The 23,590-nt window shown below is 68.2% G+C and carries 19 protein-coding genes, 1 tRNA gene and 1 riboswitch; of the genes, 9 read left to right on the top strand and 11 right to left on the bottom strand.

Annotated features, from left to right (window positions below; translation table 11 throughout):
• Nucleotides 1–6: 6 nt before the first annotated feature.
• A riboswitch (guanidine-I (ykkC/yxkD leader) is annotated at nucleotides 7–112 on the top strand.
• Between the two features lie 68 nt (nucleotides 113–180).
• The 4 genes from Q0Z44_RS00570 (at nucleotide 181) to atzF (ending at nucleotide 7,320) form a co-directional block, all read left to right on the top strand.
• Nucleotides 181–1,002, top strand: a complete 822-nt coding sequence (locus Q0Z44_RS00570) for an urea amidolyase associated protein UAAP1 (RefSeq protein WP_298008546.1) — start codon at nucleotides 181–183, stop codon at nucleotides 1,000–1,002.
• A gap of 14 nt (nucleotides 1,003–1,016) precedes the next feature.
• Entirely contained in the window at nucleotides 1,017–1,703 is a 687-nt protein-coding gene (locus tag Q0Z44_RS00565; RefSeq protein ID WP_298008543.1) for an urea amidolyase associated protein UAAP2, read from the top strand.
• Between the two features lie 74 nt (nucleotides 1,704–1,777).
• Nucleotides 1,778–5,401, top strand: a complete 3,624-nt coding sequence (uca, locus tag Q0Z44_RS00560; RefSeq protein WP_298008541.1) for an urea carboxylase — start codon at nucleotides 1,778–1,780, stop codon at nucleotides 5,399–5,401.
• A gap of 35 nt (nucleotides 5,402–5,436) precedes the next feature.
• Nucleotides 5,437–7,320 (top strand): allophanate hydrolase, encoded by a 1,884-nt coding sequence (gene atzF, locus Q0Z44_RS00555; protein WP_298008538.1) that lies wholly within the window; start codon nucleotides 5,437–5,439, stop codon nucleotides 7,318–7,320.
• A gap of 28 nt (nucleotides 7,321–7,348) precedes the next feature.
• Here the strand turns inward: atzF and nikR are convergent, their stop codons facing one another.
• The 7 genes from nikR to Q0Z44_RS00520 form a co-directional block, all read right to left on the bottom strand.
• Nucleotides 7,349–7,831, bottom strand: coding sequence for a nickel-responsive transcriptional regulator NikR (gene nikR / locus Q0Z44_RS00550; RefSeq protein WP_298008535.1), 483 nt, complete (start codon nucleotides 7,829–7,831; stop codon nucleotides 7,349–7,351).
• A gap of 24 nt (nucleotides 7,832–7,855) precedes the next feature.
• Nucleotides 7,856–9,241 (bottom strand): type III glutamate--ammonia ligase, encoded by a 1,386-nt coding sequence (glnT, locus tag Q0Z44_RS00545; RefSeq protein WP_298008532.1) that lies wholly within the window; start codon nucleotides 9,239–9,241, stop codon nucleotides 7,856–7,858.
• A gap of 99 nt (nucleotides 9,242–9,340) precedes the next feature.
• On the bottom strand, nucleotides 9,341–10,132 hold the full coding sequence (locus tag Q0Z44_RS00540) for a creatininase family protein (RefSeq protein WP_298008529.1): 792 nt from the start codon (nucleotides 10,130–10,132) through the stop codon (nucleotides 9,341–9,343).
• Between the two features lie 10 nt (nucleotides 10,133–10,142).
• Nucleotides 10,143–11,066: an ABC transporter ATP-binding protein gene (locus tag Q0Z44_RS00535; RefSeq protein ID WP_298008526.1), complete on the bottom strand. Its 924-nt coding sequence runs from the start codon at nucleotides 11,064–11,066 to the stop codon at nucleotides 10,143–10,145.
• Between the two features lie 21 nt (nucleotides 11,067–11,087).
• On the bottom strand, nucleotides 11,088–12,053 hold the full coding sequence (locus Q0Z44_RS00530) for an ABC transporter permease (protein WP_298008522.1): 966 nt from the start codon (nucleotides 12,051–12,053) through the stop codon (nucleotides 11,088–11,090).
• Between the two features lie 71 nt (nucleotides 12,054–12,124).
• Entirely contained in the window at nucleotides 12,125–13,099 is a 975-nt protein-coding gene (locus Q0Z44_RS00525) for an ABC transporter substrate-binding protein (RefSeq protein ID WP_298008852.1), read from the bottom strand.
• A 345-nt stretch (nucleotides 13,100–13,444) separates the two neighbouring features.
• Nucleotides 13,445–13,521 (bottom strand) — tRNA-Ile (locus Q0Z44_RS00520).
• 149 nt (nucleotides 13,522–13,670) lie between these two features.
• Between Q0Z44_RS00520 and Q0Z44_RS00515 the strand changes: the two genes are divergently transcribed.
• Together Q0Z44_RS00515 and Q0Z44_RS00510 are read left to right on the top strand one after the other, a co-directional pair.
• Nucleotides 13,671–14,516 carry a glycosyltransferase family 2 protein gene (locus tag Q0Z44_RS00515; protein ID WP_298008518.1) on the top strand — a complete coding sequence of 282 codons (846 nt, stop codon included), beginning with the start codon at nucleotides 13,671–13,673 and terminating at the stop codon, nucleotides 14,514–14,516.
• An 11-nt stretch (nucleotides 14,517–14,527) separates the two neighbouring features.
• A complete protein-coding gene (locus Q0Z44_RS00510; protein ID WP_298008515.1) occupies nucleotides 14,528–15,646 on the top strand; it encodes a glycosyltransferase family 9 protein in 1,119 nt (372 codons plus the stop codon).
• A 12-nt stretch (nucleotides 15,647–15,658) separates the two neighbouring features.
• On the opposite strand, the gene Q0Z44_RS00505 is transcribed toward Q0Z44_RS00510, so the two are convergent.
• Nucleotides 15,659–16,669: a glycosyltransferase family 9 protein gene (locus tag Q0Z44_RS00505; RefSeq protein ID WP_298008512.1), complete on the bottom strand. Its 1,011-nt coding sequence runs from the start codon at nucleotides 16,667–16,669 to the stop codon at nucleotides 15,659–15,661.
• A 143-nt stretch (nucleotides 16,670–16,812) separates the two neighbouring features.
• Entirely contained in the window at nucleotides 16,813–17,841 is a 1,029-nt protein-coding gene (hrcA, locus tag Q0Z44_RS00500; protein WP_298008509.1) for a heat-inducible transcriptional repressor HrcA, read from the bottom strand.
• Nucleotides 17,842–17,948: 107 nt separating this feature from the next.
• On the opposite strand from hrcA, the gene Q0Z44_RS00495 reads away from it, so the two are divergent.
• Genes Q0Z44_RS00495 through rapZ form a run of 3 tightly spaced genes read left to right on the top strand, consistent with a single transcriptional unit; the run spans nucleotide 17,949 to nucleotide 21,503 of the window.
• A complete protein-coding gene (locus tag Q0Z44_RS00495; protein ID WP_298008848.1) occupies nucleotides 17,949–18,839 on the top strand; it encodes an NAD kinase in 891 nt (296 codons plus the stop codon).
• A gap of 1 nt (nucleotide 18,840) precedes the next feature.
• Nucleotides 18,841–20,592 (top strand): DNA repair protein RecN, encoded by a 1,752-nt coding sequence (gene recN / locus Q0Z44_RS00490; RefSeq protein ID WP_298008507.1) that lies wholly within the window; start codon nucleotides 18,841–18,843, stop codon nucleotides 20,590–20,592.
• Nucleotides 20,589–21,503: an RNase adapter RapZ gene (gene rapZ, locus Q0Z44_RS00485; RefSeq protein ID WP_298008504.1), complete on the top strand. Its 915-nt coding sequence runs from the start codon at nucleotides 20,589–20,591 to the stop codon at nucleotides 21,501–21,503. The genes recN and rapZ overlap by 4 nt, the downstream gene beginning before the upstream one ends.
• Nucleotides 21,504–21,565: 62 nt before the next feature.
• Here rapZ and Q0Z44_RS00480 read toward each other — a convergent pair whose 3' ends face one another.
• Together Q0Z44_RS00480 and Q0Z44_RS00475 are read right to left on the bottom strand one after the other, a co-directional pair.
• Nucleotides 21,566–22,495 carry an SDR family oxidoreductase gene (locus Q0Z44_RS00480; RefSeq protein ID WP_298008501.1) on the bottom strand — a complete coding sequence of 310 codons (930 nt, stop codon included), beginning with the start codon at nucleotides 22,493–22,495 and terminating at the stop codon, nucleotides 21,566–21,568.
• Between the two features lie 40 nt (nucleotides 22,496–22,535).
• A complete protein-coding gene (locus Q0Z44_RS00475; RefSeq protein ID WP_298008497.1) occupies nucleotides 22,536–23,567 on the bottom strand; it encodes an NADP-dependent oxidoreductase in 1,032 nt (343 codons plus the stop codon).
• Nucleotides 23,568–23,590: the final 23 nt, after the last annotated feature.

Genomic DNA, 23,590 nt, shown 5'->3' with positions numbered 1-23,590 from the left:
GCCGGGCTGAGTGAGCGCTAGGGTTCCGGGTCGGCATGCTTGCCGGCTGGCTGGTCCGAGAGCACTCGGCTGCGGCAACGCGGTTCCACGGAGGGACAAAAGCCCGGGAGGTCCTGACAGAGGCGGTCACGCCGATGTCGGTGTCTCTCGCGCCTGTGTCCTGACCTGCTGGAGCCCGCGATGTCTGCCCATCATCCCGAACACACCCTCGACAACCCGCCCGCCACCGCGCCGGTCGATGCCGTGGCGCACTGGCAGCGACTGCCCAGCGATGCCCTCGCTGGCGTGCCCACCGACCGGATCCTGTGGTCTGAACGTGTGCCCGGTGGCGGCCATTGGTCGTGGCGACTGAGGCGCGGGACCGCGCTGCGCTTCGTGGCCCTGGGCGCAGATGCGAACGTGAGCGTGGTGCTCTATGCCGCCCACAACACGCTCGAGCGCTACAACATGCCGGATTCGCTCAAGGCACAGCACACGGCCCACTACGGCCGCGGCCATGTGCTGATGAGCGACATGGGGCGCGCCATGGCCAGCATCACGGCGGACAGCCTGGGCTGGCACGACCCGCTCGGCGCCCTGCTCGACACGCCCACCATGCAGCAGCGCTTTGGCGAACGGCGGTTCGAGGCCCACCGCAACGCCATGCACCGCTCGGGCAAGGACGGCCTGCTGATCGAGATCGGCAAGCACGGCCTGGGACGCCGGGACCTCATCGCGCCGGTCAACCTGTTCAGCAAGGTGTCGGTCGATGAAGAGGGGCGCTTCCATTTCGCCCGCAGCCACAGCCAGGCGGGTGACCACGTCGAACTTCGTCTGGACATGGACGTGGTGATCGCGATCTCCACGGCCCCGCATCCGCTGAACCCGAATCCCGACTATGCCCCGCCGCAAGTCGGTGTGGTGGCATGGCACAGCGGGCCGGCCGCGTCGGATGACTTCTGCCGCACCTTCCGCGGCGAGAACGCCCGCGCGCACCACAACAGCGACGTCTTCGCGCTGTGATCCGGAGGCACGTCATGACGCACACCGCCCCTCACGCCACCGCCTTCCGCATCCAGCACAGCGCCTTGCAAGAGGCCAATGCGGTCACCAACCTGCGCCACCCCGCGGGGGAACCCATTCTCTTCAAGGTCACGCGCGGGCAGACCCTGCGCATTGTCGACCTCGAAGGCAACCAGGCCGCCGACGTTCTCTTCTACAACGCCAACGACGTGGCCGAGCACTACAGCGCCACCGACACCCTGCTGCGCCAGGGGGGCATCTACCTCACCACCGGCTCCGTGCTGTACAGCAACGAAGGCCAACCGATGCTGACCATCGTGGCCGACACCTGCGGGCGACACGACACGCTGGGCGGCGCCTGCGCGGCCGAAAGCAACACCGTGCGCTACGCGCTGCAGAAGAAGTTTATGCACAGCTGCCGGGACAACTACCTGCTCGCCATCCAGCACGCCGACGTCGGTCTGGGCAAGGCCGATCTGGTGCCCAACATCAACTTCTTCATGAACGTGCCCGTGACGGCCGACGGGCAACTGACCTTTGCAGACGGCGTGTCCGGGCCAGGCAAGTACGTTGAACTGCGCGCCGAGATGGACGTGTGGGTGCTGATCTCGAACTGCCCGCAGCTCAACAACCCCTGCAACGCCTACAACCCCACGCCGATCCAGTTGCTGGTGTGGGATCCCGTCCGCGAAGCCGCCTGACCTTTCTGAACACGGCCAGCGGGACGGCCCGCTGTGCGACACACGTTCGCGGGACGGCCCGCCGGAATGAGCCCATGTTCGAGAAGGTTCTGATCGCCAACCGGGGCGCCATCGCCTGCCGCATCATCCGCACGCTGAAGGCGCTGGGCGTGCGCAGCGTGGCCATCTACTCCGAGGCCGACGCCTCGGCCCGCCACGTCCGCGAGGCCGATGAGGCCTTCTGCGTGGGACCGGCCCCGGCTGCAGAAAGCTACCTGCGCGCCGACGAGATCCTGCGCATTGCGCAGGCATGTGGCGCCCAGGCCATCCACCCCGGCTACGGCTTCCTTTCCGAAAACCCCGCCTTTGCCGAGGCGTGCGAAGCGGCCGGCATCGCCTTCATCGGCCCCACCGCCGACCAGATGCGCGCGTTCGGCCTCAAGCACACGGCCCGCGAGCTGGCGCAACGCAGCCAAGTGCCGCTGCTGCCCGGATCGGGCCTGCTGAACGATGTCGACCATGCCCAGCGCGAAGCTGTGCGCATCGGCTATCCGGTGATGCTCAAGAGCACTGCCGGCGGCGGCGGCATCGGCATGCGGCTGGTGCGCTCCGACGCCGAGCTGGCCGACGCCTTCACGTCGGTGCAACGCCTGGCCTCGGCCAACTTCAAGGACGCCGGCCTCTACCTGGAGAAATTCGTCGAGAACGCCCGTCACATCGAGGTGCAGGTCTTCGGGGATGGGCAGGGCCAGGTGATTGCGCTGGGCGAGCGCGATTGTTCCGTGCAGCGCCGCAACCAGAAGGTCATCGAGGAAACGCCCGCCCCTGGCCTCACGGAGGCGCAGCGCCAGGCGCTGCACGACACGGCCATCCGCCTGGCTCTGGCGGTGAGCTACCGATCGGCCGGGACCGTGGAGTACGTGTACGACGCCGACACAGCGCAGTTCTGCTTCCTGGAGGTCAACACCCGGCTGCAGGTCGAGCACGGCGTCACCGAACAGGTCTGCGGCGTCGATCTGGTCGCGTGGATGGTGCAACTGGCCGCAGGGGAGCTGCCTGACCTCGCTTCGCTGCAGCCCCGTGCACAAGGCGCGTCCATCCAGGTCCGGCTGTACGCGGAAGACCCTGCACGCAACTTCCAGCCCAGCGCCGGCTTGTTGACCGAGGTCGTTTTCCCTCGACAGGCCCGCGTGGACGGCTGGGTCGAGCGCGGCACCGAGGTGCCCGCCTGGTACGACCCCATGCTGGCCAAGCTCATCGTGACGGCCGAGACGCGGGAGGCGGCGCTGCAGCAACTCGACCAGGCCCTCGCCGACACACGCCTGGCCGGCATCGAGACCAACCTCCCCTACCTGCGGCAGGTGGTGAAGCACCCGGTGTTCCGGGAAGGCCGTCAGGTCACACGCTTTCTGGGCACGTTTGCCTTCCGGCCCGACACCGTCGAAGTGCTGGCCGCCGGCGTGCAGACCGCCGTGCAGGACTGGCCGGGCCGACAGGGGCTGTGGGATGTGGGCGTGCCGCCTTCCGGCCCGATGGACGCCCTGGCCCACCGCATGGCCAACCAGCTCGTGGGCAATGCGCCGGACGCGGCCACGCTGGAATGCACGCTGGCCGGCCCGACCCTGAAGTTCCACACCGACGCCGTCGTGGCCGTGACCGGCGCCCCGGTCACGGTGGCGCTGGACGGCACCCCGCTGCCGATGTGGCAGAGCCATCGCATTCCGGCGGGCGGCACCCTGGCCATCGGCCGTGCCGAGCGCGGCTGCCGCATCTACCTGGCCATGGGTGGCGGGCTCGATGTGCCCACCTATCTGGGCAGCCGCGCCACCTTCACCCTGGGGCAGTTCGGCGGACATGGCGGGCGCAACCTGCGCGTGGGCGATGTGCTGCACCTGGCCAGTCCGGGCAGTGGCCGGGCCGGCAACGCGGCCTCACCGCCCGCCACGCCAGGCTACGCGCAGCACTGGGACATCGGCGTGCTCTACGGGCCACATGGCGCACCGGATTTCTTCCAGAACGACGACATCACCACCTTCTTCGCCACTGACTGGAAGGTGCACCACAACTCCAGCCGCACCGGCGTGCGCCTCATCGGGCCCCGCCCCAAGTGGGCGCGTGCCGATGGCGGTGAGGCCGGCCTGCACCCCTCCAACATCCACGACAACGCCTACGCGATCGGCGCCATCGACTTCACCGGCGACATGCCCGTGATCCTGGGGCCTGATGGCCCCAGCCTCGGCGGGTTCGTCTGCCCGGCCGTGGTGGTCAACGCAGAGTTGTGGAAACTGGGGCAACTGCGACCGGGCGACACGGTGCGTTTCCACCGCATTTCCGCCACGCAGGCTGCCGAACGCGAAGCCGCGCTCGAAGCCTGCATCCACACGCTGACCGCCCCCCTGCCCGCCTCACCGCGCGATGACGCCGGCGCCTGCCTCAGCCCCATCCTCGCCGATGTGGCGGCGGACGGCGAAAAGCCCCACGTGGTGGTGCGCCAGGCCGGCGACCGCTACGTCCTCATGGAGTTCGGCCCGCTGGTGCTCGACCTCGAGCTGCGCTTCCGGGTACACGCGCTGATGGCCGAGCTGAAGAAGCTCAACGGCGGACAAGGTCTGACTGGGGTCATCGACATGACGCCGGGCATCCGCTCGCTGCAGGTGCACTTCGACCCGGCCATGCTGCCGCGCGACGAACTGCTGCGCGTGCTGCTCGAGGTCGAAGACCACCTGCCGCCGCTGGACGACATCACGATTCCCAACCGCGTCGTGCACCTGCCGCTGTCATGGGACGACGCGCAGACGCGCCTGGCCATTGAGAAGTACATGCAGTCGGTGCGGCCGGATGCGCCCTGGTGCCCGAGCAACATCGAGTTCATCCGCCGCATCAACGGCCTCGACCATATCGACGACGTCTTCAAGGTCGTGTTCGATGCCAGCTACCTGGTGCTGGGGCTGGGCGACGTGTACCTGGGTGCGCCGGTGGCCACGCCGGTCGATCCGCGCCACCGGCTGGTCACCACCAAGTACAACCCCGCCCGCACCTGGACACCCGAGAACGCCGTCGGCATCGGTGGCGCCTACATGTGCGTCTACGGCATGGAAGGCCCCGGCGGCTACCAGTTCGTCGGCCGCACGTTGCAGATGTGGAACCGCTGGCGGCATGGCGAGGGCAGCGGCCACCCGGCCTTTGCGCAACCCTGGCTGCTGCGCTTCTTCGACGAGATCCGCTTTCATCCCGTCAGCGAAGCCGAGTTGCTGCGCATCCGGGCCACCTTCCCGCACGGCGGCTACGCGCTGCGCATCGAAGAGTCCAGCTTCAACCTGCGCAGCTACCGCCGCTTCCTGGCCGAACAGGCCGATGACATCGCCGCGTTCAAGGCCCGGCAGCAGGCCGCTTTCGAGGCCGAGCGCGAGCGATGGGCGGCCACCGGCCAGGCCGAATACGTGGGCGAAGCCGAGGTCAATGCCGCCGGAACGGATTCGGAGCTCGACCTGCCCGAAGGCGGCCAGTTCGTGGCCACCAGCGTGCCCGGCAATGTCTGGCAGGTTGCCGTGAAGGACGGACAGCGGGTCAAGGCCGGCGAGGTGCTCGTCGTCGTCGAGTCCATGAAGATGGAATTCGCCATCACTGCCCCCTGCAACGGCCAGGTGCACCGCGTGATGTGCCGCGAAGGTGCACCCGTGGATGCGGGTCAGGACGTGCTGATCCTGATCGAAGACTGAACACCGCGGCCCCGCTGCCACAAGGAGATCACCCCATGAGCTTTTCCAAACCGACTGCACCGGATCAAGACCTGAGCCAGCTGAGCTTCGACCTGGCCAGCCTGCGCGCCGCCTACCGCGCGGGCGTCAGCGTGCGGGCCGTGGCGGCCGAAGCCGCCCGCCGCTGCGCGCTCGACCACCATCACGCCTTCATCCATCGACTGAGCCCCGCCGAACTGGCGCCCTACGTCGACCGCCTTGCGGGCATCGACCCACAGAGCCTGCCGCTCTATGGCGTGCCCTTCGTGATCAAGGACAACATCGACCTGGCCGGTGTGCCCACCACGGCCGGCTGCCCTCAGTACGCCTACACCCCCAAGGACGGCGCCTTTGTGGTGCAACGCCTGCTGGATGCCGGCGCCATCCCGATGGCCAAGACCAACCTTGATCAGTTCGCCACCGGCCTGAACGGCACGCGGTCGCCCCACGGCGCCTGCGCGAACGCATTCAACCCCGCTTTCATCAGCGGCGGCTCCAGCTCGGGCTCGGCCGTCGCGGTGGCCATGGGCTGGGCAAGCTTCTCGCTGGGCACCGACACGGCGGGTTCGGGCCGGGTGCCTGCATCCTTCAACAACCTGGTCGGCCTCAAGCCCACATGCGGACTGCTGTCGACCACCGGCGTGGTGCCGGCATGCCGCTCGCTCGACACGGTGAACGTGTTTGCGCTGCATGCAGGTGACGCGCACGATGTGCTGCAGGCCGCTGCCGTCTTTGACGCCGCCGACCCGTTCAGCCGACCGGTGGCGCCCAGTGGGGTCGATTTCTCACAAGGCCCCTTCCGCTTCGGCGTGCCCCGCGCCGAGCACCAGGCCTTCTTCGGCAACGCCGCGGCGCAGGCCCTGTTCGAGGCCGCCGTGTCCCGCGCCATCGCCCTGGGCGGCACCCCGGTCGAAATCGACTTCGCCCCCTTTCTTGAAACCGCCCGCCTGCTGTACGAGGGCCCCTGGGTGGCCGAGCGCTACCAGGCCATCCGCGGTTTCATCAACGCGCAACCCGAGGCCGTGTTCCCGCCCGTGCGGACCATCATCGAAGCGGGCAAGTCCAAGTCGGCGGCCGATCTCTTCGCCGCGCAGTACCGCCTCAAGGCACTCCAGCGCACGTGCAATGCCGTATGGAACGACGTCGATTGCCTGCTCACCCCCACGGCCGGAACCCTCTACCGCATCGCCGACATGCAGGCCGACCCGATCCGGCTCAACAGCCACCTGGGGCATTACACCAACTTCGTGAACCTGCTGGATTACGCCGCAGTGGCTGTGCCGGCCGGCTTCCTGGCCGAGGGCGATGCAGCCGGGCTGCCCTGGGGCGTGACCTGGGTGGCACCGGCCCACAAAGACCTGCCGCTGCTGCGCCTGGCCGACCGGTTTCACCGATCACTCGCAGCACACAGCCCGGGCTACACCCTGGGCGCCACCCCGACGGACTTCGCGCAGGTGGACGCGCAGACCACATCTTCCGCCCTGCACACGCCTGACACTGCGCGCAGCGGCACCATCCTGGTGGCCGTGTGCGGGGCCCACCTCAGCGGCCTGCCACTCAACCCGCAACTCACCTCGCGCGGTGCGAAGCGCGTGTGCGCCATTGACTCGGCACCTTACTACCGCCTCTACGCCCTGCCGGGCGGCCCCGTGGCCCGGCCCGGCATGGTGCGCGTGGCCGAGGGCGGTCAGGCCATTGCCATGGAGGTGTGGGAGATGCCAGCAGAACACTTCGGCAGCTTTGTCGCCGGCATCCCGGCACCGCTGGGCATCGGCAAGGTCGAGCTGGCCGACGGCCGCACGGTGTCGGGTTTCATCTGTGAAGGCATCGGCACCCAGGGCGCCACGGACATCACCGCCTTTGGCGGCTGGCGGGCTTACCTGGCGAGCCAGACCGCTTGATGGGATGCGGGGCCGCCGGCCCCGCGTTTCAGCCCTTCGAAGGCGACAGCGGATGCAGCGGCGGCATGGTGGCCGCCATCAACTGCAGACGCCCCGTGACCACGCCGCGCAAGGTTGTCATGCGGTCGGCAATGCCCTGCAGCTTGGCGGCGGGCCCCTGCACGAGAATCACTTCCATCATCTGCTGCCCCATCAGGTGCACGTGCAGCGAGCTGATGACCTCGTCGATGTGATCGCACTGCAGGTCGGCCAGCTCCTTCTGCAGCCCCCGCACCGAGCGGTCGTACAGCAAGGTGATGGTGCCCACCATCACCTCGTCGCCCAGCTTGCGCTTGTGCTCGAGCAACTGCAGGTTGATCATCTCCGAGATGGCCTGCGAGCGGCTCTCGAAGCCGCGCGCGGCCACCATGCTGTCCAGCTCGGCCAGCAGGTCTTCCGGCATCGAGACACTGATGCGCGCCACCGGGCTGTTGCGCGGCTCGGCGGCGGCGGAGATCGGGCTGTTCGGCATGGTGGTCACTTTCCGGAATCAGGTTCAGAACATGTGGCTGTAGCGCTCGACTTCCCACTCGCTGACCGACAGGTGGTAAGCCTCCCACTCGTTGGTCTTGTAGGTGATGAACTCGTCGCGCAGTTCCTTGCCCAGCGTCTTCTCCACCAACGGATCGGCGGCAAAAGCCTGCACCGCTTCCTGCAACGTCTGGGGCAGAAACGCGATGCCCCGCTCGCGGCGCTGTGCGTCGCTCAGCTCGTACAGGTTGTCCTCGTTGGGCGCACCCGGATCCAGCCCCTCACGGATGCCCTCGAGGCCGGCCGCCAGCGCCAGCGCGGCGGCCAGGTAGGGATTCACCGCACCGTCGGCATTGCGTGATTCGCAACGACCGCCACCGGCCGGGATGCGCACCGAGTTCGTCCGGTTGTTGGAGCCATACGAGTTGAACACAGGCGCCCACGAGAAGTAGCTCATGCCCCCACGGCGCACCAGGCGCTTGTAGCTGTTGACGGTCGGCGCGAAGGCCGCGCACAACGCCCGCCCGTGCTTGAGGATGCCCGCCACGAACTGATAGCCCAGCGGGGTCAGGCCGATGCCACGCGGATCCTCCTTGGGGTCGCACGCGAACAGGTTCTTGCCCGTCTTCAGGTCGTACAGCGACATGTTGAAGTGCGCGCCCGTGCCCGTCTTGTTCGCAAAGGGTTTGGGCATCATCGTGGCGATCAGGCCCTCCTCTTCGGCATAGTGCTTGGCCATCATGCGGAAGAAGGTCAGCCGGTCGCACGACGTCAGGGCATCGCTGTAGTTGAAGTCGAACTCGAACTGGCCGTTGGCGTCCTCGTGGTCGAAGGAGTAAAGGTCCCAGCCCAGGTCGTTGATGCAGCTGCCCACCTTGTCGAGCCACGTGAAGTTGTCGAGAAAGCCCTGCACGTCGTAGCAAGGCTTGACGAGCTTGTCGTTGGGGCGCGGCACGCTCAGCGAGCCATCGGCTTCCTTCTTCAGCAGGTAAATCTCGCACTCGATGCCCAGGTTCATGCCGAATCCCATCTCGGCCGCCTGCGCCAGCACGTTCTTCAAGGCGACACGGGTGCTCAGCGGGTACGGCTTGCCCTGGAAGTGGTTGTCGGCCGGCATCCAGGCCACCTTGGGCTCCCACGGCAACTGCACAATGTGGTTCAGGTCGGGCACCGAGGTCAGCTCGTCGTCGTTGGGCGCCTGGCCCAGTCCGTCCAGCGCGTAGCCGGTGTAGCGCTCCGAGCCGGCCGCCATCTGCGGCAGGTGGTCAATGGGGACCACCTTGGCTTTCTGCACGCCGTGGATGTCGACATAGGCGCCGATGCAGTACTTCACGCCCTTGGCCTTCAGCGACTGCTGGATGGCGGCGATCTGTTCCGGGGAGTGGGACGAGGAAGCGGCAGGAGAAGACATGAGGGACTCCAGGAGTGAGGACGAACAGGGCCAGCCTGCGGGCCAGGCGGCCCCAGGACGGATCGATGAACAGGATCAGGAAACCGAACGCGCGGTCGTTCAGCGCGGCGGCGCGGGTGGCGCAGGCGCGGTCGTGCACGACGTGAAGTACGAGTGCGGCAGCGGCGGCGTCTGAGTCAGGCCGCGGCGGATCAGGGCCGACAGGTCTTCCACCATCCACGCAAAGGCCTCATGGCCCTTCTCGGCCGTCGCACGGCTCGGAAAACCCGTCACGCCGTTGGCACTGGTGCGGTTCACCGGATGCGCAAACACCTGCCCGCCCGTGCGGTCCGGGTCATCGCCCTCGGCCAGCCGCTCGGGCCGCACCATCTCGGGCGACACCGCCAGCATCAGCGAGGTCTCGGCATCGTTCGCATGCCAGTCCACCGCATCGGCAAAGTGGAAGGCCCGCACGCGCTCGCTGATGTCGGGGGAGTTGATGACGGCCACCATCAGGTCATCGTGCTCGGAACGCAGCATCTCCAGCGCACAGCGCAGCGGCGCCGCGTTCGTCACGTGCGTGTTGACGATGAAGAGGCGCCGCACCCCGCTGTGGTACGCGCCATCGCCAATCTGCTTGATCAGCTCGATCAGCGTGATGGGCTGAACCGGGATCGTGCCCGGCCAGCGCCGGCTGTGGCCCAGCGAGCAGCCGTACGGCAGCGGCGGCAGCATGGGCACACCCGTTTCCTTCGACACCGCGCGGCACAGCTTGTCGGCGATCTCGGTGTCCATGCCGCAACCCATGTGCGGCCCGTGCTGCTCGGTGGCGCCCACAGGCAGGATGGCCGCTTGCGATGCCGCCTGCAGGGCCTCGGGCAGCTCGGCCCAGGTCAGGTGAGACCAGAACATCTCGTGCTCCTCATTCCACGTCGTCGCCGACGTTCGTCAGCCGGATGACCTGCGGCACCACATCGGGCTCGGGGTCGCCCTCGTCGGTGTGTGCGGCAGGCGGATGGATCAGCGCCTCGACACGCGCCTTGGTCGCCAGGAATTCGGGCGACCGGAACTGAGCCGGGCTGCGAGGTCGCGGCACAGGCACCTCGATCAGCTCCTGCACCTCGCCCGGATGGGCCTTGAGCACGAGGATGCGATCGGCCAGGTAAATGGCCTCGTCCAGATCGTGCGTGATGAACAGGATCGTGATGTCGATGTTGCGCCAGATCTCCAGCAGATGCGCTTGCATCTTTGCGCGCGTCTGTGCATCGAGTGCACCGAAGGGCTCGTCCATCAGCAGGATGCGCGGCTGGTTGGCCAGCGCACGTGCAATCGCCACGCGCTGCTTCATGCCGCCCGACAACTGGTGCGGGTAGGCGTCGGCAAATTTCGTCAGCCCAACCAACTCGAGCCACTGGCGTGCCTGCGCCTCGGCCTCGTTGCGGCCGGCGCCATTGACCTCCAGCCCGAACATCACGTTCTTCTTCACCGTCAGCCAGGGGAACAGCGTGTAGCCCTGGAAGACCATGCCGCGGTCCTTGCCCGGCCCGTTCACCGGCTTGCCATCCAGCAGCACCTCGCCGCTGGTGTGCGACTCCAGCCCGGCCAGGATGCGGATCAGCGTCGACTTGCCGCAGCCCGAGGGGCCCAGCACGCACACGAACTCGCGGCGGTGCGTCTTGAAATCGATGCCCTTCAAGGCCGTGACGGGCCCCTGGTGCGAGTCATAGACCTTGCCCAGGCCCTTGACCTCCAGGATCACTTCGCGAGCCTTGAGCCGATCGAAGCGGGCCTTCACCACCTCCGACTGGTCGAGGTAGCTCACGGCAGGCATGGCGTTGTCATTCATGGGGTGTTCCTCGCGGTGTGCTCACGACTTGCCCTGGCTGCGGTCCCACGGGAACAGCCGCCGCCCCAGCCACGCCAGCATCAGGTCGATGCCCAACCCGATCACACCGATCATGGCGATGGCCGCATAGACGTTCTCGAAGTGCTGGTAGCGCGCCTGCTGCGTGATGAAGAAGGTGATGCCAGAACTGGTGCCGATCAGCTCGGCCACGATCAGGTAGGTCCAGGCCCAGCCCAGCAGCACGCGCTGGTCGCGGTACAGGTCCGGCAGGATGCCGGGCAGCACCACGCGGCTCAGCAGACGCCAGCGCTTCGTGCCCAGGGTGAGCGCGGCCTCCAGCAAGCCGAACTCCAGCTTGCGCGTCGTGTTGGCGATCACCAGCACCTGCTGGAAGAACGTGCCGATCACGATGATGGCGATCTTGGGGCCATCGTGAATACCCAGGATGGCCACGGCCAGCGCACCGAAGGCCGGCGCGGGCAGATAGCGAAAGAACTCGATGAAAGGCTCATTGAGCCGGGCAATGGGGCTGTAGACGCCGCACAGAATGCCCAGCGGCACGCCGATCACCGACGAGATCAGAAAGCCCCAGAAGATCACCTGCATGCTCTGCCACAGGCTCTCATGCAGCCACAGCCCGTCCTTCTGCTCGGGCGCCGTGGTGAAGGCCGTGTAGAAGGCCCGCGCCACCTCATGCGGGGCCGGCAGGTAGACGGGGTTGGCCGGCGTGCCCTGCGGTGGCGTCTTGCCAGCCTCGTGCATGGCGGCCACCTCTTCTGCAAACTGCGCACGGTCCATGCGCATGCCCACTTCGAGATAGTCCACCTCGCCCACCGACGACACCAGCACCTGCGGATGCCACAGCCATGGCACATAGCTCACGGCGGCCCACAGCAGCAGGGGCAACACGAACGAGCCGATGCCGAGCAGCAGCTTGCGGCGGGGCGACAGTGGCGCGCGCACGGCGAACCAGGCGGAGGCACTCATGGTGATCCCGTTCAGGCAGGTGTCAGGAGGGGGCCAGGCCGCAAGCCTGGCCGTGCATCACGCGGGCGCGCTTACTTGGCGGCCGCGCTCGTCAGCGAGGCATCGATGTAGGCATCGACGGGCTGCGCCTTCTTGTAGACGTCATTCGCCACGTTGAAATCGTCGGCGATCTTGCTCGACCCATGCAGCGACTTGAAGCCCTCGCCCTTCGCCATCACGGCCTGGCCTTCCTTCAAGGTCAGCAGCTTGGTGCCCTTCAGGAAGCCGGCATAGGTTTCGGCCGGCACGCCCACGCGGGCGGCCATGATCTTCAAAGCCTCTGGCTGCGTCTTGGGGTCGTTGATGAAGCCCACCACCTTGTCCCACACGCCCACCACCTTCTGCCAGTCGGCCTTGCGGGCAGCCAGGCTCGTGGGGCTCACGGCCAGCACGTCGTAGATCAGGCCCGGCTCGTCGGCCGAGGTGTAGATCGGACGCGAACCCGGCAGGCCCTTGATGGCCTGCCCTGCCACCGGCTGCCATGCCCCCACCGCGGCCACATCGCCTGACGCCAGCACCTGCGGCATCTCGTTGGTCTTGGCGTTGACCAGCGTGACGTCCTTTTCCTTCAGGCCCGCCTTCTTCAAGCCATTGAGCAGCAACAGGTGCTCGACCAGGCCGAACTCGACCGCCACCTTCTTGCCCTTGAGGTCCTTGAGCGACTTGATGCCCGGCTTGCCGACGATCATGTCGTTGCCGTTGGAGTAGTCGGTCACCATCACCATCACGCTGCGGGCACCCCCGGCGCCCGTCACCAGCGCGTCGCCGTTGGTCATGGTCACGGCGTCGATCTTGCCCGCCGCGAAGGCCTCCATCGACGCCGAATAATCGAACCACTCGAACTTGACATCGACCCCGGCCTGCTTGAACCAACCCTTGTCGATGGCCACCTGCCACGCCACCCAGCCCGGCCAGTCGCTGTAGCCGACTTTCAGGGGCGGCGCGGCCCACGCCAGCTGTGTTCCCACCACCGCTGCTGCGGCCACCAGGGCCTTGACCCCACCCATCCAACGCTTCGACACGGCACCAGACAACATGATTGCAACCACTCCACGGTTATTACGGGTTGATAAAGCAGTAATACCGACGGAGTCATTGCATCAAGCGTGCCAGACGGATCTAGAGGGCGACGGAGGTGATTCGCGCAGCGGACGGCGCCCAGAGCGCGGTCATGTGGTGCGCACGAGGTCGACAACGGTGCGCCTGCACCGTGGCCGTGCGCGGGATGCCAGACATATGCATGCCTCCGCAGTACAAGCGGCCACAGGCAGCATCAATCCAGCCGGTCCGTGGGGTCGGTGCTGTTCCGTGCGGGCGGGCGAGTCATGCGTCTGGAAGGATGTGCGCGCGATTGGTAGGCCGTGTTGGACTTGAACCAACGACCAAAGGATTATGAGTCCTCTGCTCTAACCGACTGAGCTAACGGCCCCCTGCATGCAGCAACGCTGCCCGTGTGGCCCTCCCGGGCCCCGTTTTGGACAGCCCGATATCGTAGCAGAGCCCCCGCAAACCGCGAGCCGGTGGCGCCACGCACGCCGATTGCTCTCAGGCCATGTCGCCACGCCACCGCCTGTGCCCATGTCCAGAGCTCCAACCCCACCCGCTGAAGTCGACATCCTCATCCCCACCTTCAACCGCCCGGCCGCGCTGGCTGTCACCCTCACCAGCGTGATGGCGCAGACGGTGCGAGCCCTGCGCGTCGTCATTGCTGACCAGTCTGACGAACCCGTCTGGCAGCAATCGGGCGAGCTGCGCGCCATCGTGAACGTGCTGCAGGCGCAGGGCCGCGAGGTCGAGCTGCATGGCCCCCGCCCGCGCCGTGGCCTGGCCGAGCAACGCCAGTTCCTGCTCGATCAGGCCAAGGCGCCGTACGCCCTCTTCCTCGACGACGACGTGATTCTGGAGCCCGACCTCGTCGCCCGGATGCTGGCCGCCCTGCAGGACGCCCGCTGCGGCTTCGTCGGCAGCGCGGTGCATGGGCTGAGCTTCAAGGATGACGAGCGGCCCCATCAGCAGACCGTGACGTGGTGGGAAGGGCCCGTGCAGCCGGAGGCGATTGCCCCCGGTGGCCCGCAATGGGCGCGCCACCATCTGCACAGCGCAGCCAACCTCCACCACCTGCAGCAGCGCCTGAGCGCACCCTGGCCCCATTCCCGAGGTCCCTCCCGCCTGTACAAGGTCGCCTGGATTGGCGGCTGCGTGCTGTTCGACACCGCCAGACTCCGCGCCGCTGGCGGGTTTGACTTCTGGGAAGCATTGCCCGCCGCCCATTGCGGCGAAGACGTGCTCGCCCAGCTGCGCGTGATGGCGCGTGACGGCGGCTGCGGCCTCTTTCCCTCCGGCGCCTATCACCAGGAACTGCCCACAACCGTGCCAGACCGGCAGTGCGACGCGCCGTGGGCGCTGCAGGCGACGCTGCCATGAGGCCCAGCGACATGATGCTGTCCACACGATCCCACAACGTGCGCCGCGTGGCCGTGCTGCGGCCCAATGCCATCGGCGACTTCGTGTTCGCCCTGCCCGCCCTGCATGCGCTGCGCGCCACCTGGCCGCAGGCGCACATCACGCTGCTGGGCCGAGCCTGGCACCATGCGCTGCTCACGGGCCGACCCGGTCCAGTCGACGAGGTGGTGGTGGTGCCGACGCTGCCCGGCGTGGGCGCCCCCGAAGACGCCGTGGCCGACCCGGCTGTCGTCCAGCCCTTCCTGCACACGCTGCGGCAGGCGCGTTTCGACGTGGCCATCCAGCTGTACGGCGGCGGCCGCTACACCAACCCCTTTGTGGCCAGCCTCGGCGCCGCCCATTCTGTGGGCATGCAGGCCGACGACGCGCCCCCGCTTGACCGCAATCTGCCTTACGAACGCTGGCGCAACGAGCGGCTGCGCCTGCTGGAGGTCGTCGGCCTGGCGGGCGCCACGCCGCGTGAGCTGAACCCTCGCCTCACCGTCACGGCGCAGGACCACGCGGCCCTTGCCGCAGCGGTCACCCTGCCCCATCAGCCGCTGGCGGTGCTGCAGCCCGGCGCAACGGACGAGCGCCGCCGTTGGCCGGTCGAGCGTTTCGCGGAGGTGGGCCGTGCGCTGGCCGAGTCCGGGGCATTCCTCGTCATCAACGGCAGCGAAGCCGAGCGGGCCCTCACCGCCCGATTGGCCAGTCTGCTGCCCGTACCGCATGTGGACCTCGCCGGCCGCCTGCCACTGCCCGGCCTGCTTGCGCTGCTGCAGCGGGCGCGCCTGCTGGTGTCCAACGACACAGGGCCGCTGCACCTCGCTTCGGCCCTGGGCTGCCCCAGCGTGGGCATCTACTGGGCCATGAACATCATCACCGCGGCGCCGCTTGTTCAGGGCCGCCAGCGCGCCATCCTGTCGATGGGGCTGATGTGCCCCGTGTGCGGCGTGGAGAACGTGCGCCAGCGCTGCCCGCACCAGGTGTCGTTTGTCGAGGATGTGACGGTGGACGAAGTGCGGCAGGCAGCGCTCGCCGAATGGCAGGCGGGCCCCGGGGGCCACACGGCACCGGCGCCCCACCACGTTGCGGAGACGCTCACCCGCTGAGCCCCGGCGCGCTCAACCCTGTTGCAAGAGGTCCATCGCCGCCGCGAGCACGTCGGCCACCCGATCGCCAGCCGGGTCCCACACCACGCGGTGCAGTGCGCGGTTCAGCGGGGCCCAGCGGGCCAGATCGGTACAACGGAAGATCACCACGCTGGGCACCCGCAACGCCGCGGCCAGATGCGAGGCCCCCGTATCGTTGCTCACCAGCAGTTCGCTGCCCGCAATGAGGGCGGCAAGCCCCCCCACCGGCACGGGCGCGGCCGCATCCACCGCGGGATGGCGCATGGCGCGACGCACGGCGGCCGTCAGGGTTGCCTCTTCCGCGCCCCCCGTGAGCACCACAGGCAGGCCGGTGGCCTCGTGCAGCCGATCGGCCACGGCCGCGAAATGCGCAACAGGCCAACGCTTCTCGGCTGCACGGCCGCCGGGATGCAGGCACAGGTAGGGGCCGGCCATGGCCCGCCGCACCTCGGGGTAGGCGGCCCAGGCCTGGGCGTCCGCCGCCTGAAGCGGAAAGGCGAGCGCCCCGTCATCGGCCGGCGCCCCCAGATGCCGTGCGAGCGCCAGCAGCCGCAAGGGTTCCGGCCCGGACGTCGGCCATGGCAGGCACCAAGGCGAGCGGTCCGCCGCGTCGCAAAAGCCGGTGTGCACCCGGGCGCCCAGCAGCGCCAGCATCGCGTTCGTGTGGTGGCCGTTGCCGTGCATCTGCACGACCAGGTCGAACGCCTGCGCCTGCACCGCAGCAAGAAAGCGCGGCCACGCAGCCACATCGGTCTCTCGCTCGGGCAGGGCCGGGTAGCCTGGAAAGCTCAGATGCCCATCCAGCAGGTCGGCAAACCGGTGAGCAAAGTCGGCAGCCCACGGCAGGCCAAGCAGCGTGATGTGTGCGGTCGGCAGCGCGCGCCGCAGCGCACGCAAAGCGGGCACCGCACACAGCATGTCACCCAGGTTCAGCGCGCGAAACACCAGCACGCGCCGGGGCGTCCACTGCTGCAGCAACGGCCCGGCCTCGGGGCGCGGCAAGGCCCCATGTGAATGGCCGGCATCCCGCTGCGGCGCGGGGCAAAGGGTGGCAACGAGAGCAGGCACAGCGCGGCACGGGAGTGGAGGTCTCCTGCCGGCGGCAAGCGTCATGCCGTGGCCGGCTGCATTGCCAGCTCAGGCGGTCACTTCACGCTCAGGGCGTTGCTGACCAGGCGCGAGGTGATGTCGACGATCTCGATCATGCGGTCGTAGGCCATGCGCGTCGGCCCGATCACGCCCAGCGTGCCCACCACCTGCCCGTTGATCTCGTAGGGCGCCGACACGACCGACAATTCTTCGAACGGCACCACCTGGCTTTCGCCGCCGATGTAAATGTGCACGCCCTCTGCGCGGCTGGAGCCATCCAGCAGGCGCATCAGCTGGGTCTTCTGCTCGAACAGGTCGAACAGCCGCCGCAGTGAGCCCAGGTCGTTCGAGAAGTCCTGCACCGTCAGCAGGTTGCGCTCGCCGGAGACGACCAGCTGGTCGGTGCTCTCGGCCATGGCCTCGCCGCCGGCCTGCACCGCCTGGCTCATCAGGGTGGCGATGTCCGAGCGCAGCTGGTCGACCTCGGTCTTGAGGCGGTTGCGCATCTCGTCGATGGTCAACCCCGAATAGTGCGCGTTCAGGATGTTGCTGGCTTCCACCAGCTCCGACTGGGTGTAATCGTGCGCCGTGAACAGCACGCGGTTCTGCACATCGCCGTCCGGCGCCACCAGGATCACCAGCACGCGCTTGTCGCCCAGGCGCACGAACTCGATGTGCCGGAACACGGAAGCCTTGCGGGGCGCCGTCACCACGCCGACGAACTGCGACAGGTTGGACAGCAGGTGCGCCGCATTGGCGATCACACGTTGGGGCTGGTCGGGCTGCAAGTGCGGCGCCTGCTCCCCCGCTTCGGCCGAAAGCGCATCCAGCGTCAACGGGCGGGCCGTCAACATGGTGTCGACGAACAGGCGATAGCCCTTGGGCGTGGGCACGCGGCCGGCCGAGGTGTGCGGGCTGACGATGAGGCCCAGCTCTTCGAGGTCGGCCATCACATTGCGGATGGTGGCCGCCGACAGATCCAGCCCTGACGCGCGCGACAGCGTGCGCGAGCCGACAGGCTGCCCGTCGGCGATGTAGCGCTCGACCAGCGCTTTCAGGAGAATCTTGGCACGGTCGTCCAGCATGGCTGCTTCATTCTAGGCGCAGGTGGCGCCGCTGGGTCCCCTCGCCCTGGGGAAAAGCACAGGTTTGTCATGGTCCGTGTGGTGTAATTCCCCGCATGCCGAGCCCCCTGCCCTGCCGCTTCACCCACGCCGCCCTGGTGGGCAAGTACCACGCGCGCGGTATCAAGCCGGTACTGGAAGATGTCGCCCAGATTCTGGTGCGCGCCGGACTCGATGTCTCGATCGAGCAGGAGACCTCGCAAAGCACCGGCATGTCGGACTACCCCTCGCTGGGCATGCGCGACATCGGCCGCCAGTGCGACGTGGTGGTCGTGGTGGGCGGCGACGGCACCATGCTGGCCACTGCCCGTGAACTGGCCCCGTTCGACGTGCCCCTCATCGGCATCAACCAGGGCCGCCTCGGTTTCATCACCGACATTCAGCTCAAGGACATGGCCAGCGCCCTGCCCCTGATCCTGGGCGGCCAGTACGAAGAAGAAAAACGCGTGCTGCTGGCCGGCGCCGTGCTGCGCCCCACCCGCGACGGCGAGTTCGACACCATCTACGAGGGCTTCGCCATCAACGAGATCGTCGTAAGCCGCGGCGCCGTGGCCTCGATGGTCGAGGTGCGCGCCGAGGTCGACGGCCTGTTCGTGGCCAACTACCGCGCCGACGGCCTGATCGTGTCGACGCCCACCGGCTCCACCGCCTACGCCATGTCGGCGGGCGGCCCGATCCTGCATCCGGATCTGGGTGGCTGGACCATCGTGCCCATTGCCTCGCACACGCTGTCCAACCGGCCCATCGTGCTGCCCGACACCGGCACCGTCACGATCGAGATCGTGGCCGCGCGCGATGCGAGCATGAACTTCGACATGCAGAGCCTGGCCAGCCTGCTGCCCGGCGACCGCGTGACGGTGCGCCGCTCGCCCCATCGGGTGCGCTTCCTGCACCCGGAAGGCTGGAATTACTACGCGACCCTGCGCCGCAAGCTGCGCTGGAACGAAGGAGTGAGTTGAGATGCTGCGCCGCCTGAGCCTGCGCGATTTCGTCATCGTCACCCAGCTGGAAGTCGAGCTGGGCGCCGGCTTCACGGCCCTCACGGGCGAAACGGGTGCCGGCAAGTCCATCCTGATCGACGCGCTGCAACTGGCGCTGGGCAGCCGCGGTGACGCCGGCGTGGTGCGCGAAGGCGCCGCCAAGGCAGACATCACGGCCGAGTTCGACCTGCCCGAAGCGCTGGCCACCCGCCTGGCCCCCTGGCTGGAAGAGGCCGGCTTCGAGGTGGACCCCGGCGCCCCGCTGATGCTGCGCCGGGTGGTCGATGCGCAAGGCAAGAGCCGCGCGTGGATCAACGGCGCGCCGGCCACGGTGTCGCAACTGCGCGAACTGGGCGAGCACCTTGTCGACATCCACGGCCAGCATGCCTGGCAAAGCCTGACGCGTGCCGACGCCGTGCGTGCGCTGGTGGACGCCCAGGCGGGCGTCGACACCGCCGCGTTGCAGCAGGCGTGGGCCGCCCGGCGCGATGCGCAGCGCCGCCTCGACGACGCCCGCAGCCGCCAGGCCGATCTGGAGCGTGAGCGGGAACGCCTGCAGTGGCAGATCGGAGAGCTCGACAAGCTGTCGCCCCAGCCCGACGAGTGGGACACGCTGAACGCAGAACACCAGCGCCTGAGCCATGGCCAGGCGATTCTGGACGCCGCCCGGCTGGCGGTCGACGCCGTCTCGGAGGCCGACGACAGCGCCGAGTCGCTCACCAGCCGCGCCATCGACGCGCTGGAGGACGTCGCCAGCGTCGAGCCCCACCTGGCCAATGCGCTGGAAGTACTGCGCGACGCCCAGGCGCAGTTGCAGGACGCCGCCCACAGCCTCAACAGTGCGCTGCACCACACCGAGCTCGACCCGGACCGCCTGGCCGAGCTTGACGGCCGCATGTCGGCCTGGATGAGCCTGTCGCGCCGCTACCGCCGCCAGCCGGTCGAGCTACCCGAACTGCTGCAAGGCTGGAAAGCCGAGCTGGCCGAGCTGGACGCCGCCACCGACCTCGACGCGCTGGAACGCGACGCCGCACGTGCGCACCAGGCCTGGCTGACCGTGGCGCGCGCGGTATCGAAACAGCGCGCCCAGGCCGCACCCGCCCTGGCCGAGGCCGTCACGGCCGCCATGCAGGAGCTGGGCATGGCCGGTGGCCGCTTCGAGGTGGCCCTGACAGCGCAGGCCGAACCGCAGGCCTTTGGCCTGGAATCGGTGGAGTTTCTGGTGGCGGGGCACGCCGGCAGCACGCCGCGCCCGCTGGGCAAGGTGGCTTCCGGCGGTGAGCTGTCGCGCCTGGCACTCGCCATTGCGGTCACGACCACGCAGCGCACGGCCGATGCTGATCAGGTCGGCACGCTGATCTTCGACGAAATCGACTCGGGCGTGGGCGGGGCCGTGGCCGACACCGTGGGCCGGCTGATGCAGCGCCTGGGCCATGGCCGTCAGGTGCTGGCCGTGACGCACCTCGCGCAGGTGGCGGCGTGTGCGCACCAGCATCTGCTTGTGGCGAAGTCGCTGCAGGGCGGCCAGACCACCAGCGACATCCGCCCGGTGAGCGCCGAGCCGCGCGTGGCCGAAGTGGCACGCATGCTGGGCGGCGCCGTCAGCGACACCAGCCTGGCGCATGCGCGCGCCATGCTGGAGGCCGCGCACCTGCAGGACGCACAGGACCGCGAAGCACCCGTGTCCGCCTCGGCCTCGACCAAGCCCCGCCGCCGCAAGGAAGCCGCATGAGATCGCTCGACATCGTCCTGCTGACCGGCATCTCGGGCTCGGGCAAATCTGTGGCGCTCAATGCGCTGGAAGACGCCGGCTATTTCTGCGTCGACAACCTGCCCCCGGAACTGCTGCGCGGCCTGGTGAACCTCGAGCAGCAACGCCTGCCCGAGCAACAGCGCCGACTGGCCGTGTCGGTGGATGTGCGCAGCGCAGGTTCGCTGCCACAGTTGCTGCCCGTGCTGAGCGAGCTGCGCACGGAAGGGCACACACTGCGATCGGTGTTCCTCGATGCCAGCACCGAGGTGCTGGTGCGGCGCTTCTCGGAAACACGCCGCCCTCACCCGCTGCTGCAGGCCACGGGCCACGTCCCCGCACAAGGCGAGCAGCCCGACCGGGCGCTGTCTCAGGAAGACCAGGCCCTGATCGACACCATCAACCTGGAGCGCGAACTGCTGAGCCCGCTGCGCGACGTGTCGACGGTGATCGACACCACGCTGCTGCGCCCCGCCCAGCTGCGCACCTGGATCCGCAACATCGTGCAGGCGGCGCCAGCCCGGCTCACGCTGGTCTTCGAGTCGTTCGCCTTCAAGCACGGCGTGCCACTGGACGCCGACTTCGTGTTCGACGTGCGCATGCTGCCCAATCCCTTCTACCTGAAGGAACTGAAGCTGCTGACCGGTCGCGACCAGCCCGTGATCGACTACCTGGCGGCCCAGCCTGAATCGGCCGAGCTGATCACCCAGATCGAGGCCTTCCTGCTGCGCTGGCTGCCGACGCTGGAGGGCGATCAACGCAGCTACGTCACGGTCGCCATTGGCTGCACAGGCGGCCAGCACCGCTCGGTGTACTGCGTCGAGCAACTGGTGCGGCGCTTTGCGCCACGTGGCGTGGTGCTGGCCCGGCACCGCGAGCAGGACGCCCGCTGAAGCGCCTGCCCGCATGACATGGGCCAGGCCCTCCCGGGCCGGGCCTTGTCGACGTGGCCAGCTCAGCCCTGCTTGGCCATCGCTTCGCGCAACGCCGTCTTGAGCTGCGCGCCGATCTCCGGCTTGCCGGCAAACGGGTCGGTCGGGTTGCGCGCCTGCATCACATCTTCCAGACGGGTCTGCACCATGGCCAGCGCCTGCGGGTGCGTGTAGATGTAGAACTGCCCGGCTTCGATGGCGTCGAACACCAGCTTGGCCGTGTCGGCCGCCGTCACCTTGCCCGACGTGACGGCCTTGGTGCTCATGGCCTGCGCAATCATCTGGCTGGGTGTGGGCTTGCCTTCGCTGCGCAGCTCCGCCGGGCGGTTGCGGTGCGACATGTGGATGCCGGTGGGCACGAAGTAAGGGCACAGCACCGAGGCATGCACCTGCTCGCTGACCAGCGCCAGATCCTGGTACAGCGTCTCGGAGAGGCTGACCACCGCATGCTTGCTGACGTTGTACGCGCCCATGTTGGGCGAGTTCAGCAGGCCGGCCATCGAGGCCACGTTGACGATGTGGCCCTGCCAGCTCGGGTCCTTGCGCGCGGCGTTGAGCATGAGGGGCGTGAAGATGCGCACGCCGTGCACCACGCCGAACAGGTTGACGCCCAGCACCCATTCCCAGTCACGCTGGGTGTGCTCCCAGATCAGGCCACCGTGGGCCACGCCGGCGTTGTTGATGACGATGTGGGGCGCACCGAAGCGCTCCATGCACAGGTCGGCCAGGGCCTGCACGTCCTCGGCGCGCGACACGTCACCGCGCAGGGCCGCCACCTTCACGCCCTTGGCGGTCAGCTCGGTCACGGCCGCATCCAGCGCGTCCTGCTGCACGTCGGTCAGGACCAGGTTCAGGCCCTTCTCGGCGCCCAGGCGCGCCAGTTCCAGCCCGAAGCCGCTGCCGGCGCCCGTGATCACGGCCGTCATGCCAGGGCGAAGGGTCAATGCACTCATGTAGGTCTCCTGCTGAAGCGTTGTTCAATGAAAGTCAGGCTCAGATCAGCTTCACCAGCTGCTTGCCGAAATTGCGGCCCTTGAGCAGGCCTATGAAGGCTTCCGGCGCGGCGCTCAGCCCCTGAGCCACCGATTCGCGGAACTTCATCTTGCCGGTGGCCACCATGCTGCCCAGCTCGGTCATGGCCTCGGGCCACACCTCCGGGTGCTCGCTGACGATGAAGCCTTCCACCTTCAACCGGTTGACCAGAATCAGCGCCGGGTTCTGCATGGGTGTGGGCTCACCGTTGTAGCCGGCGATCATGCCGCACACGGCGATGCGGCCGAACGCGTTCATCCGCGCCAGCACGGCGTCCAGCACCATGCCGCCCACGTTCTCGAAGTAGCCGTCGATGCCGTTCGGCGTCGCTTCCTTCAGCGCCTTGTAGAACGACTTCGGATCGGAGTGGGCCTTGTAGTCCACGCAGGCGTCGAAGCCCAGCTCGTCGACCACGTAGCGGCACTTCTCGGCGCAGCCCGCCACGCCGACCACACGGCAACCGCGCGCCTTGGCGAGCTGGCCCACCACGCTGCCCACCGCTCCGCTGGCGGCGCTCACCACCACGGTCTCACCGGCCTTGGGCTGGATGATCTTGATGAGACCGTACCAGGCCGTGACGCCCGGCATGCCGACCGAGCCCAGGTAGGCCGACAGCGGAATGTGGGTGGTGTCGACCTTGTTGAGCAGGCCGCGCTGCGTGGCGTCGACCACGCTGTACTCCTGCCAGCCGCCCATGCCGACCACCTTGTCGCCCACGGCGAACTTCGGGTGCTTGCTGGCGACCACCTCGCCCACCGTGCCACCGATCATCACGGTGTCCAGCGGCTGCGGCTCTGCGTAGCTCTTGCTGTCGTTCATGCGGCCGCGCATGTACGGGTCGAGCGACAGGTAGTGGTGGCGCACCAGCACCTGGCCGTCGGCCAGATCGTCGGCCGACGGCACGGGGGCTTCGACCATACGGAAGTTGTCGGGCGTGACCTCGCCTTGCGGGCGAGAGGCCAGCAGCAGCTGGTGGTTGACGGCCTGGCTCATGGGATGCTCCTTGGGTGGGTTGG

It is taken from the genome of uncultured Aquabacterium sp. (assembly GCF_947366995.1).
In the GTDB taxonomy this organism is placed as follows: domain Bacteria; phylum Pseudomonadota; class Gammaproteobacteria; order Burkholderiales; family Burkholderiaceae_C; genus Aquabacterium.
This window is presented reverse-complemented; position numbering and strand designations above follow the sequence as displayed.

Coding starts and splice junctions, on each gene's coding strand:
- Q0Z44_RS00570 (WP_298008546.1), top strand. CDS start 181: ATGTCTGCCCATCATCCCGAACACACCCTCGACAACCCGCCCGCCACC.
- Q0Z44_RS00565 (WP_298008543.1), top strand. CDS start 1,017: ATGACGCACACCGCCCCTCACGCCACCGCCTTCCGCATCCAGCACAGC.
- uca (WP_298008541.1), top strand. CDS start 1,778: ATGTTCGAGAAGGTTCTGATCGCCAACCGGGGCGCCATCGCCTGCCGC.
- atzF (WP_298008538.1), top strand. CDS start 5,437: ATGAGCTTTTCCAAACCGACTGCACCGGATCAAGACCTGAGCCAGCTG.
- nikR (WP_298008535.1), bottom strand. CDS start 7,831: ATGCCGAACAGCCCGATCTCCGCCGCCGCCGAGCCGCGCAACAGCCCG.
- glnT (WP_298008532.1), bottom strand. CDS start 9,241: ATGTCTTCTCCTGCCGCTTCCTCGTCCCACTCCCCGGAACAGATCGCC.
- Q0Z44_RS00540 (WP_298008529.1), bottom strand. CDS start 10,132: ATGTTCTGGTCTCACCTGACCTGGGCCGAGCTGCCCGAGGCCCTGCAG.
- Q0Z44_RS00535 (WP_298008526.1), bottom strand. CDS start 11,066: ATGAATGACAACGCCATGCCTGCCGTGAGCTACCTCGACCAGTCGGAG.
- Q0Z44_RS00530 (WP_298008522.1), bottom strand. CDS start 12,053: ATGAGTGCCTCCGCCTGGTTCGCCGTGCGCGCGCCACTGTCGCCCCGC.
- Q0Z44_RS00525 (WP_298008852.1), bottom strand. CDS start 13,099: ATGGGTGGGGTCAAGGCCCTGGTGGCCGCAGCAGCGGTGGTGGGAACA.
- Q0Z44_RS00515 (WP_298008518.1), top strand. CDS start 13,671: ATGTCCAGAGCTCCAACCCCACCCGCTGAAGTCGACATCCTCATCCCC.
- Q0Z44_RS00510 (WP_298008515.1), top strand. CDS start 14,528: ATGATGCTGTCCACACGATCCCACAACGTGCGCCGCGTGGCCGTGCTG.
- hrcA (WP_298008509.1), bottom strand. CDS start 17,841: ATGCTGGACGACCGTGCCAAGATTCTCCTGAAAGCGCTGGTCGAGCGC.
- recN (WP_298008507.1), top strand. CDS start 18,841: ATGCTGCGCCGCCTGAGCCTGCGCGATTTCGTCATCGTCACCCAGCTG.
- rapZ (WP_298008504.1), top strand. CDS start 20,589: ATGAGATCGCTCGACATCGTCCTGCTGACCGGCATCTCGGGCTCGGGC.
- Q0Z44_RS00480 (WP_298008501.1), bottom strand. CDS start 22,495: ATGAGTGCATTGACCCTTCGCCCTGGCATGACGGCCGTGATCACGGGC.
- Q0Z44_RS00475 (WP_298008497.1), bottom strand. CDS start 23,567: ATGAGCCAGGCCGTCAACCACCAGCTGCTGCTGGCCTCTCGCCCGCAA.